The sequence below is a fragment of the Aeromonas sobria genome, from assembly GCF_050266975.1.
GTDB lineage: Bacteria > Pseudomonadota > Gammaproteobacteria > Enterobacterales > Aeromonadaceae > Aeromonas > Aeromonas sobria_B.
Window position 1 is genome coordinate 45783 of sequence record NZ_JBKISU010000022.1, and the last position, 14659, is coordinate 60441.

General features: G+C 59.4%; 9 protein-coding genes. All 9 read right to left on the reverse strand.

Annotated elements, in window-relative coordinates; genetic code table 11:
- Window positions 1-2: 2 nt before the first annotated feature.
- Entirely contained in the window at window positions 3-3326 is a 3324-nt protein-coding gene (locus ACLHZ1_RS13520) for a type I restriction endonuclease subunit R (RefSeq protein ID WP_427262508.1), read from the reverse strand.
- On the reverse strand, window positions 3323-4339 hold the full coding sequence (locus ACLHZ1_RS13525) for a virulence RhuM family protein (protein ID WP_427262509.1): 1017 nt from the start codon (window positions 4337-4339) through the stop codon (window positions 3323-3325). The genes ACLHZ1_RS13520 and ACLHZ1_RS13525 overlap by 4 nt, the downstream gene beginning before the upstream one ends.
- A gap of 14 nt (window positions 4340-4353) precedes the next feature.
- A complete protein-coding gene (locus ACLHZ1_RS13530) occupies window positions 4354-5103 on the reverse strand; it encodes a UPF0149 family protein (protein WP_427262510.1) in 750 nt (249 codons plus the stop codon).
- 1 nt (window position 5104) lies between these two features.
- Window positions 5105-6355: a restriction endonuclease subunit S gene (locus ACLHZ1_RS13535; RefSeq protein ID WP_427262511.1), complete on the reverse strand. Its 1251-nt coding sequence runs from the start codon at window positions 6353-6355 to the stop codon at window positions 5105-5107.
- Window positions 6345-7883, reverse strand: a complete 1539-nt coding sequence (locus ACLHZ1_RS13540) for a type I restriction-modification system subunit M (protein ID WP_427262512.1) — start codon at window positions 7881-7883, stop codon at window positions 6345-6347. Before ACLHZ1_RS13540 ends, ACLHZ1_RS13535 begins: the two co-directional genes overlap by 11 nt.
- 572 nt (window positions 7884-8455) lie before the next feature.
- Window positions 8456-11335: an aminomethyl-transferring glycine dehydrogenase gene (gcvP, locus tag ACLHZ1_RS13545; protein WP_427262513.1), complete on the reverse strand. Its 2880-nt coding sequence runs from the start codon at window positions 11333-11335 to the stop codon at window positions 8456-8458.
- A 144-nt stretch (window positions 11336-11479) separates the two neighbouring features.
- Window positions 11480-11869, reverse strand: coding sequence for a glycine cleavage system protein GcvH (gene gcvH / locus ACLHZ1_RS13550; RefSeq protein WP_427262514.1), 390 nt, complete (start codon window positions 11867-11869; stop codon window positions 11480-11482).
- Window positions 11870-11943: 74 nt separating this feature from the next.
- On the reverse strand, window positions 11944-13041 hold the full coding sequence (gcvT, locus tag ACLHZ1_RS13555; protein WP_427262515.1) for a glycine cleavage system aminomethyltransferase GcvT: 1098 nt from the start codon (window positions 13039-13041) through the stop codon (window positions 11944-11946).
- A gap of 385 nt (window positions 13042-13426) precedes the next feature.
- On the reverse strand, window positions 13427-14659 hold the full coding sequence (locus tag ACLHZ1_RS13560; RefSeq protein ID WP_427262516.1) for an FAD-dependent 2-octaprenylphenol hydroxylase: 1233 nt from the start codon (window positions 14657-14659) through the stop codon (window positions 13427-13429).

Sequence of the window (14659 nt, forward strand, 5' to 3'; positions counted from 1 at the left end):
GATCAGACTCCGCTCAAGCCAACGCGGGTGATCTGCACCACCATCTCGACGATCTTCTTGGCCTGCTCCATGCCGCTGCCGATGGCTTTGCACTCCTGGAACATGCGCGGCAGCAGTTGCTTGCGAATACCCGCCTCGATGTTCTGCGGGTTGATGGAGTGCTCGGCCACCGACGCATCCACGACCGTATCGATCTCGAAGGCCAGCGCTATCCATTTGTCCTCTACCTGACTGTCGGTGATGGCAAACACTTCCGGCAGCACCTTCTTGAACACGCCAAAGTAGGCCTGCGCATGGCGATGACCGGCAAAGGCGTCGGGCATGTCACCAAGACGCCGCTCCTGCACCTGCTCTTCGAACTCCCGAAACAGCATGTACTGCTTGAGCGGGTGTTCGAACAGCTTCTCCGCATCAAGGATGGCCTGGCGCAGCAACTTGGAGAAGGCTTCCTGGGCATAAGGGTCGTCACGCAGCTCCTGCTCAATCATGCGAGTAACGCGGGTCTTGATGATGTCGGTCTCGTTGCGGGTCTTGTTCTCGCTCCACTCTTCTGGCTGTTTCTGGCCCATCTTGCCGACTTCGTAGACGCCACCCGGCTCTTTAACCTCCACACCGACCACATGTTTATCCAGCAGCTTCTTCACCTGCTCGGCGTACTCGTCGTAATCAACCTTTTCGCCAGCATCCTGCTGCACCAGTTGGCGCAGGCTGGAGAGCTGTTTCACCGTCTCCTTGTAGTGACGGCGATCCGCCTCGCTAAAGGCGCTGTCTTCAAAGAAAGAGGCCGACTGCAACGCGACTTTCAGACAGCTGGCAAACGCCGTGAGCGCCTCGTAGAAGTCTTCGCGCACCTTGAGGTTCACATCCACCAGTTCGCCCTTCTCCCCTTCCCCGTTCGGGGCCTCCTCCATCCTGGGCACCAGCCGCTGGCGCAACTGCTCGATATCCTGCTTGTTCTTCACCCCGGCGAAGATGTTCCACAGGGTCTGGTAGAGCTGAGGCAGCCGCTTATATTCGGTGCCCATCTGGTTGTAGAGACCTTTGAGGTCGTCAACGTCATAGCCACCCTGAGTACGGGAAGCGAGATCCTGATACTTGCCGATGGTGGTATCGAGTTCTGCCAAAATGCCGCGATAGTCAATAAGCAGGCCAAACTGCTTCTTCGGGTGCAGCCGGTTGACCCGCGCAATCGCCTGGATCAGGTTGTGCTCTTTCAACGGCTTGTCGATATAAAGCACTGTGTTCTTTGGCTCATCGAAGCCGGTCAGCAGCTTGTCCACCACGACCAGCAACTTGAGGTCGTCATCCTGATCGAAACGGTTCACGACCTGTCTGGTGTACTCCTGCTCATCCCCAGAACCAAAGAAAGCACCGACATTCTCCTTCCACCATTGGGTAACCAGCGGAGTGGTCGATTCATCAACCTCGGTGTTGCCTTCGCGGCTGTCGGGTGGGCTCATCACCACTGCAGATTCGAACAGCCCTGCCTCGTCGAGGTACTTTTTATAGAGCACCGCCGAGGCCTTGCTGTCACAGGCCAGCTGACCCTTGAGCCCCTCGTCGATGTTATTGGCAAAGTGACTGGCGATATCGAACGCAATGAGCTTGATGCGATCTTCCGCGCTGTAGATCTCGCCCTTGCGGGCGAATTTGCGTTTCAGATCGGCCTGCTGCTGTTCGTTTAACCCCTGGGTGATGCGGTCAAACCAGCTGTCGATGGCCCGCTCGTTGACCTCCAGATCGGGGATACGCTCCTCATAGAGCAGCGGGGTCACCGCCTTGTCCAGGGCCGCCCGCTGCATGGTATAGGCATGGACGATGGGGCCAAACTTGTTGGTGGTCTTGTCATCCTTGAGCAGCGGCGTACCGGTAAAGGCGACAAAGGCGGCATTGGGCAGCGCCTGCTTCATGCGAATATGGTTCTCGCCCCCCTGGCTGCGGTGGCCCTCGTCGATCAGCACGATAAGGTCCGGGCTCTTGTTGATGCATTCCGGCAACTTGGTGGCTGAGTTGAACTTCTGAATAAGCGAGAAGATGATGCGCTCGCTACCCTTGCCGATCTGCTGCGCCAGACGCTTGCCCGAGGTGGCCATGGCCGCCTCTTTATCTTTCTTGCCAGCGAGTTCACCGCTGGAGGCGAAGGTCTTGCTGAGCTGGCTCTCCAGATCCACCCGGTCGGTCACCACCAGCAGGCGACACTGTTTCAAACTGTCGTGCAGGATCAACGCCTTGCTAAGGAATACCATGGTGAACGACTTGCCCGAGCCGGTGGTGTGCCAGATCACCCCGCCCTCACGGCCACCCGTGGCATTTTTTTGATTGATCCGCTCGATAAGGCGCTTGATGCCAAACACCTGCTGGTAGCGGGCGACGATCTTGCCCGCCTTCTTGTCAAACAGGGTGAACAGCCGGGTCATCTCCAGCAGCCGATCCGGGGAGAGCAGGCTGATGAGCAAGCGGTCCTGATCGCTGACAGCCAGCTCGCCAGCCGCAATCAGCGTCTGATACCAGTCCAGATCGGCGGCAGGTCGGTGGTTGAACAAGGCAGATAATTGCGTAGTCGAAAGAGGCTGGTTCTTGATAGCCGCCATCTCGCCATCGCCGATGTCCTCCTCGCGCCAGGCGGCCCAGAAGGTCTCCGGCGTACCGCAGGTGCCATATCGACCCTCGATACCATTGATGGAGAGCAGCAACTGGCTATAGGCAAACAGCAGCGGGATCTCGCCCTGGCGCTGGTTGCGCAGGCTCTGGGAGATCCCCTCCTTGATGGTCGGGCCTTTCTTGGCGTTGCCATCCGGGCGCTTGGCCTCGATCACTACCAAGGGCAAGCCGTTGACGAAGCAGACGATATCGGGGCGGCGATGCTCTTGAAACGAAGAACCGATACCACCTGAACGAGTGACTCGAAACTCCTCGGTAAAGGTAAAGCGGTTGTTGTGCGGGTGATACCAGTCTATCAGGGGGATGGTGGGGCTCACCTTCTTGCCATCGACAAACTCGGTGACCGACATGCCGTAGAGCAGGTGGTTATAGAGCCGCTCATTGGCCGCCTGCAAGCCGTCATTGAGCGCAGGACTGCACAGTTCGCTCACCAGATTGTCCACCGATTTGGCTGACAGCGGATGGGTTTTGCCGGCAAACACAAAGGTGCGCTCGGCCAGCACGCTGCGCAGTTGTTGGCGCATCACCACCTGATCGGGTTTGCCATCCCGCGCCGCCAGCGCCTGCTCCGGGGAGAGAAAGGTCCAGCCCAGCTGAGTCAGCAGGGTCAGGGCCGGGATCTTGGCGCTGTACTCTTCTTGGAATTTCGGGATGGGTTGTATCATTGCTCGCCCTTCTTTTGGCTTGGCGGCTGCCATTTCAACAACGCAGCAATGTCCTGTTCACCCTGTAGCTCTTTTAACTGCCGCTGCTGCTTGGCGTAACGCGCGTATTCGGCTTCCGCCTTGTTTTCTGCTTGCTGCTTGCTGACATGCCCTGCCCCGCTGAGAATGTCACGATCGTTGAACGTCAAGAATTGGTCCAGCTTGATCTGCCAGTCTTGCAGGAATATCTGCTGGCGCCGCTCGGCCTGATCTTCGGCAAAATCCAGCCACATGACGACGATGCGGTTCAGTTCCCGGATTTCGCGTTCTGTCAGATAGTTTTTGGCGTTGGTAATATCACCCTTGCGAACCTCTGCTCCCTTGACGGTCATCAGGCCCATATTGGGTTTATCGGCATCGACCCGCTGATGGATAAGTTCAGCAGCGGTGAGGCCGGAACAGGCAAAATGCAGCTTGTTCTGGATGATCTGAAAGAAACGGGTGGTCTCCTTGAAAGAGGGCTGATAGTCGGCCGCTAGCGCAAAGATTTCACGCACCCGCAGATAGACGCGCCGCTCACTGGCACGGATGTCCCGGATCCGCTCCAACAATTCATCAAAGTAATCCGGCGCTATCGACGTGCCGACCGATGGATTCTTCAGGCGCTCGTCATCCATCACGAAGCCCTTGGTCAGATACTCGCCCAGGGTGCGGGTGGCCCACTGCCGAAATTGGGTGCCACGGGTCGAACGCACCCGGTAGCCAATAGCGACGATCATGGGCAGGGCATAAAGCAGTGTCAGATACTCTTTTCCATCGGCGGCAGGTGTAAACTTGCGGTTTACAACTGCCCCCTCAGCCAGCTCCCCCTCTGACAAGATGGCCTTCGCATGCTTGCCGATGTTCTGTTTACTGGTCTGGTAGAGCTCGGCCATTTCCTGCTGGGTTAGCCATATTTGGCCCCCCAGCTCGCGTAGCACTAGATGGGATTCGCCGTCATCTGTGGTGTAGAGGATCAGATCGTTTTCGTTCATCCCACGCTCCCCTTTCAGTGCAAACAGCACTGCTTGAATTTCTTGCCGCTGCCACAGGGGCATCGCTCATTGCGCCCGACCTTGGCGGCGGCGTTGGCCGGCAGGATGGTCGAGAGTGCTGACGCTAGTGCGGCTACCGGCATCGTATTTGCCCCCTGCAGGGCCTGAAAATGGCCGTGCAGCCGCAGCGCGGCGGGGGCCACCTCGGCCACGCTCTGTTGGTATTGCGTTAGCGAGAGACGGGTCAACTGCGCCAACTGCTCATCACTGCCATGCAGGCGAATAAGCGCCAGCGCCTCTTGTAGCGCGGATTCCTGCTCGGATTGTTGCTCGGATTTTTGTTCGGATTGCTGCCCGGGCAGTAGCTCGGGCCAGTTGCCCAATGCCACGCCGCGCAGATAACCCGCACACCACCATTTGGCGATCTCGATGGGGGGCTCCATATTGGGGGCAAGGGTAAAAATGGGCTCGAACTCGTCATGCTGCTCGGTAAGGGCATAGGAGAGGAATGCCAACTGGATCATCACCTGTTGCATAAAGCGATCCCGCTCGGCCCGATCGCGCCATGCGGGCTCGACCCCACCCCAGATGGCGAGCCACCAGCGGTCCATGGGCGGCTGCTGTGGGCTGGAGATAACGGCGGTCAGAAAGCCATCCAGCTCGGAGAGGTTGCGAATGGCATTGGCGTTGCCATATTCGCGCAAGCGCGCTTCCAGCCAGCGGTTCTCCGCCTCATCGGCGGCATCTATCATGAGTGGGTTCATCTTAAGCGGCCTCCTCGACCTTGACCCGCCGTTTGCCGGTCAGCAGTTGTTGCATCAATGCCTTTTTCTCTTGCTTTAGGGCAGCCAGTTTTTGTTGCAGGGCAGTGATTTCCTGATCGGCAGTGGAGAGCACTGCGGCTATTTTTTGTTGTTCATCTAGTGATGGCAAAGATACTTTCAGTGAGAAAAAATCTGTTGGTTTTACATTCAATAGGCCATGAGCTCGGCCCCCCTCATGTGCAATTTGTGAGAGACCATTATTTAGTAATCCAGATTCAAAATAGTGCTCCCAAAAATCACCGTTTGCCTTGGTTGGTTCAGATATTTCAAAGCAGATATACAAGGTGGTTACAACACCATCGGTGTAGCGATTGAGACGCTTAATCGCCCCCATAGGATAACCATTTGAATAGCTTTTGTTGTATGCGAACTGCCCTTTCATTAGCAAGAAGTAGCCATCAAGGGTGTCAGATGCGACTGATTTTTTAAAAAAGTCCTCTTGGCGGATTAAGCCATGTTGTCCAGAGATAGTGACAACATTGGTACTTTTACCATCATTTTTGGTTGTCACTCTTTCAAATATTTTTGATAGCTTGGCTAGTTTCCACTCCCCACTAAACCTGACGCCATTGCTATCCCGCAGGCGTTTTTTACCGGTCAACAGTTGCTGCATCAGCGCCTTTTTCTGCTGCTGGCTATTGGCCAGCAGTTGCTCGGTGGCGCTGATCGCTTTATCCCAAGTGAAGAGGATTTTGGTAATTTTATTCTGCTCTGCGAGTGGCGGTATAAGTAATGGGATTTTCTCAAGTGACGCTTTGTTAAGTTTGTAACGACCAGCACCTTGACGGCTTAGAAAACTGAATATGTCACGATGCATAAAATAGTAATAAAACCACTCTCTTGTGGCTTTACTTGTGCCCTCTATAATATGCGCGTGATTATTAACAGTACATTTCCCATCAACAAGCTGAGTCATTGACTGAGTTTCATATTTCAGAAAATGATCGCCATCTTCGCCGATTAAAGCGTATGAGCCATCCTGCTCAAAGGTCCCAATGTTGCCTTGAACTTTTGTCGGACCATAGTAAGGATAAATTCCCGGATTTTTCTCACGCTCATTTTCGTTGATTGGTTTACGCAGATTATTTCTAATGTTAAAAGTTATACCTATATAGCTAAACGACCAGCTATCAGGAATATTTCTTATTCTGGCCTGCATCAATTCAAGTTGAGAATATTGTTTAGACACCATATCCCAACTCCTCCAGATACTTGGCCATCTCGGCTTCCAGCTCGGCCAGTTGGGTTTTTAGCTGCTCCCGCTCGGCACGCACCGCCAGCAGATCGATTTCCTCTTCTTCCTCGAAGGTATCCACATAACGGGGAATATTGAGGTTGTAGTCGTTATCCTTGATCTCTTTAAGCGAGGCAAGATAGGCGTATTTATCGACACTGCCGCCATTGCGATAGGTGGCGACGATTTTGGCGATATTGTCCGCGCTCAACAGGTTCTGGTTTTTACCCGCCTTGAACTCACGGCTGGCGTCGATAAACAGCACATTGTCATCCACCTTCTGCTTTTTAAAGATCAGGATGGCGGCGGGAATGCCGGTGCCGTAGAAGAGCTTCTCCGGCAGGCCGATCACCGCATCGAGCAGATTCTCATCGATCAACTGCTGGCGAATTTTCCCCTCAGAAGAGCCCCTAAACAGCACGCCGTGAGGCACCACCACCCCCATGCGACCGCCTTTTTGTCCACGAGATGCCGGTTTCAGGGTTTCAATCATATGGAGGATAAAGGCGTAATCCCCCTTGGTTTTGGGCGGCAGCCCGCGCTTGAAGCGACCGAACTTATCGTGCCCGGCCTCCTCATAACCCCATTTATCCAGCGAAAACGGCGGGTTGGCGGTCACGATATCGAAGCGCATCAGATCGCCGTTAATATCCAGCAGCTTGGGGTTGCGGATGGTGTCGCCCCACTCGATCTTGTGGTTGTCTTCCCCGTGCAGGAACATGTTCATCTTGGCCAGCGACCAGGTAGAGCCGATGGCCTCCTGCCCGTAGAGGGCGTAGCGCTTCTCGCCATGGTTTTCCACCACCTTGCGGCCGCACTTCATCAACAGCGACCCCGAGCCACAGGCCGGATCGCAGATGGTGTCGCCCGGCATCGGCTCCAGCAGCTCGGCGATGAGATCGGAGACTTCCGGCGGGGTATAGAACTCCCCCGCCTTCTGGCCGCCGCTGGCGGCGAAGTTTTTGATGAGATACTCATAGGCGTTGCCGATCACATCCAGGGTGCCGACCCGGCTGGGCTTGAGGTTGAGCTCATCCTTGGCAAAATCTTCTAGCAGGTGGCGCAGTATGGTGTTCTTCTGCTTCTCTTCGCCGAGGCGGTCGGTGTTGAAGCTGATGTCCTGAAACACGCTCTTGCCCGCGTCTTTGAGCTTGCTGCCGTTGGCCTCTTCGATGGCGTGCAGCGCCTGATCGATCCGCTCGCCGTTGCCCGGCTCGTGACGACGCTCGAACAGGCTGTAGAAACTGGCCTGTTTGGGCAGCACGAAGCGCTCGTTTTTAAGCATCTCTTCGATCAGCTCCGGCGCGTCACCGTACTGCGCCTGATAGCCGTCGTAGTGATCCTGCCAGACATCTGAGATGTATTTCAGGAACAGCATGGTAAGCACGAAGTCTTTATAGGTATCGGCGCTGATGGTGCCCCGGAAGGTATCGCAGGCAGACCAGAGGGCCTTGTTGATATCGTCCTGGTTTATCGAGGTAGTCATAAGTCACAATTCCTTGGGCAGTGGCCGGATAAACGGGAAAGCGCTGGCGCTTGAGCGGGGTGCTGGAGTGATCGTTCAAGCCCGCTGGCCGCCATGGCAGGCACTCTTTTTCGAGCGCTGTTCGGCTCTGTTCGTTGCTGCGTTGCAGTTCGTGTTGCAGCAGCGGCTGCGCTTTGCGCATGGTGATGATGGCCTGCTGGGTTGCCAGCATCGGATAGCAATGGGATCTTGCGGCACGGGTTAAAGCCCGACACTGAGAGTGAAATCCGACACAGAGGGTGGCAAGCCGCGGCAAGTTCACAAAACATCGCGTTATCGCCAATGATGCGGCGGCAGTCTGTCGCAACTGGCGCAGGTGCGTCAATAGTGCCAGCTCGCATTTTGCCTCTATCGCCATGATCGCTATAAAGAGCCGACCGCGAGCGGGCCATCGGCGCTAACCAGCGTCACTTATATTGCGCAATCAATGCACAACATGCACAGCACAAATAGAAAGACCCTGCGATGCAGGGTCTTTGTGTTTCCAACGTCAATGTCACGGTTTCCAACTTGAATGGCCGTGATCAGCTACATCACTCCCCGACGTAATCCTCGGTCGGGATGCAGGAGCAGAACAGGTTGCGATCGCCGTAGACGTCGTCGATGCGGTTGACCGAGGGCCACAGCTTAGCGGCGCGCACCGCGTCGGACGGGAAGACCGCCTCGGCGCGGGTGTAGCCGCGGCTCCACTGCTCGTCCATCACGTCATCCTGGGTGTGGGGCGCATGGACCAGGGGGTTGTCGGTCAGGCTCCAGTGGCCGTCCTGCACCTTGGCAATCTCGGCGCGGATGGCGGTCATGGCTTCCACGAAGCGATCCAGCTCGCGCTTGGATTCCGATTCGGTCGGCTCGACCATCAGGGTACCCGCCACCGGGAAGCTCATGGTCGGCGCGTGGAAGCCGTAGTCCATCAGGCGCTTGGCCACGTCCATCTCGCTGATGCCGGAGGCCTCTTTGAGCGGGCGTATGTCCAGGATGCACTCGTGAGCCACCCGGCCGTTGCGCCCGGTGTAGAGCACTGGGAAGGATTCCCCCAGCTTCTTGGCCAGGTAGTTGGCGTTGAGGATGGCGACCTGGGTGGATTTTTTCAGCCCCTCGTCCCCCAGCATGGCGATGTACATCCAGCTGATGGGCAAAATGCTGGCCGAACCGAAGGGTGCCGCCGAGACGGCGCCGTTGTCACGGCTCTCCTTGTCGGTCTTGACCACGGCATGACCGGCCACGAAGGGTGCCAGGTGCTGCTTCACGCCTATGGGGCCCATGCCCGGGCCGCCACCGCCATGGGGAATGGCGAAGGTCTTGTGCAGGTTGAGGTGCGACACGTCAGCGCCGATAAAGCCCGGTGCAGTGAGGCCCACCTGGGCGTTCATATTGGCGCCGTCCAGGTACACCTGACCGCCATATTGGTGAACGATGTCACACACCTCCTTGATGGTCTCCTCGTACACCCCGTGGGTGGAGGGGTAGGTCACCATCAGGCAGGAGAGCTTCTCCCCCACCTCGGCGGCCTTGGCACGCAGATCGTCGAGATCGACGTTACCGAACTTGTCGCAGGCGGTGACTATGACCTTGAGGCCCGCCATCTGGGCGGAGGCCGGGTTGGTGCCGTGGGCCGATGCCGGGATGAGACAGACATCGCGATGCCCTTCGCCGCGGGACTCGTGGTACTTCTTGATGGCCAAGAGGCCCGCGTATTCCCCCTGAGCGCCGGAGTTCGGCTGCATGCAGACAGCGTCATAACCTGTCACCTTCACCAGCCAGTCTTCGAGGTCTGCCAGCAGCAGCTGGTAACCCTGGGTCTGGGCCAGCGGGGCGAAGGGGTGCAGCTTGCCAAACTCGGGCCAGGTCACCGGTATCATCTCGGCGGTGGCGTTGAGCTTCATGGTGCAGGAGCCCAGGGAGATCATGGCGTAGTTCAGGGCCAGATCCTTGGCTTCGAGACGGTGGATGTAGCGCAGCATCTCGGTCTCGGAGTGGTACTTGTTGAACACCTCGTGGGTCAGCACGGCGTCGGTGCGCAGCAGATCCTGCGGGATGGCGTGGTGAGCCTGGGCCTTGGCATCCAGGGCCGCGACATCCAGGCCATGGCCTTGACCGAGGAACAGATCGAACAGCTCGGCCACGTCATCGCGGGTGGTGGTCTCGGAGAGGGACACGCCAACCGCACCGTCCAGATCAGTGCGCAGGTTGATGCCCAGTCCTTCGGCCTTGGCAATCAACTCGGATTTGCCCGTGGTCAGCACTGTGAGGGTGTCGAACCAGCTGTCGTGCTTGAGGGTCAGCCCCTTGGCGGTGAGCCCCAGTGCCAGGATGCTGGTCAGACGATGGACACGGGAGGCGATGGTCTTCAGTCCCACAGGGCCGTGGTAGACGGCGTAGAAGCTCGCCATGTTGGCCAGCAGTACCTGGGCGGTACAGATGTTGGAGTTCGCCTTCTCGCGGCGGATGTGCTGCTCGCGGGTCTGCATGGCCATGCGCAGGGCACTCTTGCCACGGGCATCCTTGGAGACGCCTATGATGCGGCCCGGCATGGAGCGCTTGTAGGCATCGCGAGTGGCGAAAAACGCCGCGTGGGGACCACCGTAGCCCATGGGCACGCCGAAGCGCTGGGCGGAGCCGAACACCACGTCGGCCCCCAGTTCACCCGGGGATTTGAGCAGCAGCAGGGAGAGCATGTCGGCGCCGACGCAGGCCAGCCCCTTCTGGGCCTGGACGGCGGCGATCAGGGAGCGCAGATCGGTCACATTGCCGGTGGTGGACGGGTACTGGAACATGGCACCGAACACCTCCTCGCTCACCGCATCAGAGGCGGGGCCCACGGCCACGTCGAAACCGAAGTGCACCGCGCGCTCCTTGACCACGTCGATCACCTGGGGGTGAACGTCGTCGGCCACGAAGAAGAGATTGGACTTGGACTTGGCCATGCGCTTGGCGAGCGCCATGGCTTCGGCGGCGGCGGTGGCTTCATCGAGCAGGGAGGCGCTGGCCAGATCCATGCCGGTCAAGTCCAAGGTGAGCTGCTGGAAGTTCAGCAGGGCCTCGAGACGGCCCTGGGCCAGCTCCGGCTGATAGGGGGTGTAGGCGGTGTACCAGCCCGGGTTTTCCAGCACGTTGCGCAAGATGACGTGGGGCACGTGGGTGTCGTGATAGCCCATGCCGATGTAGCTCTTGGCGATCTGGTTCTTGGCCGCATAGCCCTTGAGCTTGGCCAGGGCTTCCACTTCGGTCATGGGGGCGCCGATGCCGAGCGGGCCCAGGCGGCGGATGGCGGCGGGGACAGTCTGCTCAATCAGATCGTCCAGACTCTCGGCGCCCACGGTGGCGAGCAGGGCCCGCACTTCTTCCTCACCCGGGCCTATGTGGCGGCGGATGAAATCGGTTTTTTGCTCGAGTTCAAACAGTGACTGGGTCATTTCCCTATTTCCTAGTGGCTATGCCTGATAGCAGTTCTTGATGGTCGCGGCCGCCCGCAGGGGATGGGGCTGGCACGGCGCCGCCTCGCGCGATGGGAGGGGCCATAGCAAAGGGCCCCGCGCGATGCAGGGCCCGGGGCGACATTACTCTTCGTCAACCACGTTCTGGTAGCCGTCGGCATCCAGCAGGTTGGCGAGCTCGCCCTCGTCATCGAGCTTGATGCGGAACAACCAGCCGGCGCCGTAGGGGTCGGAGTTGACCAGCTCTGGGCTGCTTTCCAGCTCTTCGTTGACGGCGATGATCTCGCCGCTCACCGGGCTGTAGATGTCGGAGGCGGCCTTGACGGACTCGGCCACGGCGCAGTCATCACCGGCACCGACCTGCTTGCCCACTTCCGGCAAGTCAACGAACACCATGTCCCCCAGCAGATCCTGGGCGTGCTCGGAGATGCCGACCACGGCCTCGCCGTTGGCTTCGACGCGGATCCACTCGTGGGAAGTGGCATATTTCAGTTCGCTCGGGATATGGCTCATTTGTGCTTCCTTTATTCACTTGAATCATTGAACAGAACGGCCCCGGGCAGGCCCCGGGCCCGAAACGCTAAACGTTACACCAATTTCTGACCGTTGCGTACAAAGGCCGGCTTGGTCACCTGTACGGTCACCAGCTTCTTGCGGATCTCGACCTGGGCCTGCTCGCCGATGTCGCGAGGCACCCGGGCCAGGGCGATGGAGAGGCCCAGTGTCGGCGAGAAGGAGCCTGAGGTGATCACCCCTTCCCGGAGTGCGCCGGACGCGCTGGTGAAGCTGACCGGCATGCCGGCACGCAGCACCCCCTTCTCCTCCATCAGCAGACCCACCAGCTTGGGCTGATCCCCGGCGGCCTTCTGGGCTTCCAGGGCGGCGCGGCCGATGAAATCGCGGTCGGCAGGCTCCCAGGCGATGGTCCAGGCCATGTTGGCGGCGAGCGGGCTGATCCCCTCGTCCATGTCCTGGCCATAGAGGTTCATGCCCGCCTCGAGGCGCAGAGTATCGCGGGCACCCAGGCCGCACGGGGCCACGCCCGCATCCAGCAGTGCCTGCCACAGATCGCAGGCCTGGGTCTCGGGCACCACGATTTCGTATCCCTCTTCACCTGTGTAACCCGTGGTGGCGATGAAGAGATCCCCGGCCTGCATCCCGAAGAAGGGCTTCATGCCGGCCACGGCGGCGTTCTGCTCGGGGGTGAACACCTTGGCGGCCAGGGTCTTGGCCTCGGGGCCCTGCACGGCAATCATGGCCAGCTCGGGTTGTTCGGTCACCGTCACCGCGAAGGGCGCGGCATGCTGGCGGATCCAGGCCAGATCCTTTTCACGGGTGGCGGAGTTGACCACCATGCGATAGAAGGTGTCGCCAAGGTAATAGGTGATGAGATCATCGATGACGCCACCATCCTCGGCCAGCATGCCGCTGTAGAGCGCCTTGCCCGGGGTGGTGAGCTTGGCCACGTCGTTGGCCAGCAGATATTGCAGGAAGGCTTTCACCCGCTCGCCGGTCAAATCGACGATGGTCATGTGAGAGACGTCGAACATGCCCGCCTGGGTGCGCACCGCATGGTGCTCTTCCAGCTGGGAGCCGTAGTTGATGGGCATCTCCCAGCCGTGAAAATCGACCATCTTGGCGCCGGCTTCCAGGTGCTTGGGGTGCAATACGGTAGTCTGGGTCATCGCTGTTTTTTCCTTAAAACCTGGACCGGCTCAGCCCCACCTTGAGCGGCTTGGGCCGGCGGCCACTGGGCCTGGGCTCGCTCCCGGCCTCCCTGGGGGCGGCGCGGGACTGGTTCCTTCGATGGCGCGGATTATAAGACAAGCGCTGCGAAGCGCTGCTTAAAAAAAACTAATCCACAACATGCTGATAGCGGCCAAACACTATGACAAAAACAGCGGAAAAAACAGTATTGACCGGCATTTTACAGAGTTAAATTTTGATTTTTACCGTCTCGTCACAATTTAGAGGAAAACGTTTCGCCACCTTCCCATATTAAAGGCTGACGGCTCAGATGAGCACACCAGCCTCTCGGATTACTTTTATTATTAAATATGGCGACTAGGATTAGTTTTTTTCAGCCAAGGATGCCCTCGCCCCCAGGGCCAGGACCGGCAGCTCCCCCTCCAGCCCCATGGCGCTGCGGATCAGGCTCTGCTTGAGCGGTGCCATGGCATCGACCCCGTTCAGCCCCAGGCCCCGCACCAGTTTCTTGAGGGGATGACTCCCCCCGAACAGCCGCTTGAGCCCCTCCATGGCCGCCAGCATGCGGGCGGCCTCCGTCTTGCGCCAACGCTCATAGCTGCGCAGCTCCGCCAGGGCCCCGATGTCCTTGCCCTTGGCGAGCGTGGCCAGCAGGCTCTGCGCCAGGGCGGCGGCATCCTGCAACCCCAGGTTGACCCCCTGCCCCGCCAGGGGGTGTATGGTGTGGGCGGCATCCCCCACCAGCACCAGCCGCTCCCGGGCAAAGTCGCGGGCATAACGGGCGGTGAGGGGGATGGCGCTGCGCGCCCCTTCCACCTTGCACAGGCCTAGCCTGGCATCGAACGCCGTCGTGAGCTGGCGGTTGAACGCCTCTTCATCCAGGGCACACAGCGCCTCGGCCCGCGCCGCGGGCACCGACCAGACGATGGAGCAGAGATCCGGCTGCCACAGGGGCAGGAAGGCGAGCGGCCCTTCGGGGGTGAAGATCTGGCGCGCCACGGCGCCGTGGGCTTCCCCCGTGCGCACCGTGGCCACCAGGGCGTGGTGACCATAATCCCAGCTGGTGAGCGGAATGTCGGCCTGCTTGCGCACCCAGGAGTGAGCACCATCGGCGGCCACCACCAGCCTGGCCGACAGCACGCGGCCATCGCTCAGGGTCAGCAGGGCGTTCTCGGGCCCCAGGCTCAGGGCACTGGCGCTGACGGGGGCCAGCAGCTCGATATGGCGCTGGTGGGCGATGGCCTCTTGCAGCGCCAGCTGGATGACCCGGTTCTCGACGATGTGGCCAAGGTGCGCCAGCCCGAGACGGGCGGCATCGAATTCGATGCGGGCGAAGCTGTCGCGCTCCCACACCTGCATCCGACCGTACCCCTGCAGGCGGCGGGAGCAGATCCCCTGCCAGGCACCGACCCCGCGCAGGATCTGCTGGCTGGCCAGGCTCAGGGCGCTGACCCTGTTGTCCGGCGCCTCCCCCAGCTGCGGGTCGGGCAGCTGCCCCTCGACGATGGCGACCCGCAGGCGGCTCTCTTTCAGGGCGGCGGCGAGGGCCAGCCCCACCATGCCGCCCCCCACAATGATCAGATCGTAATGGGCCAT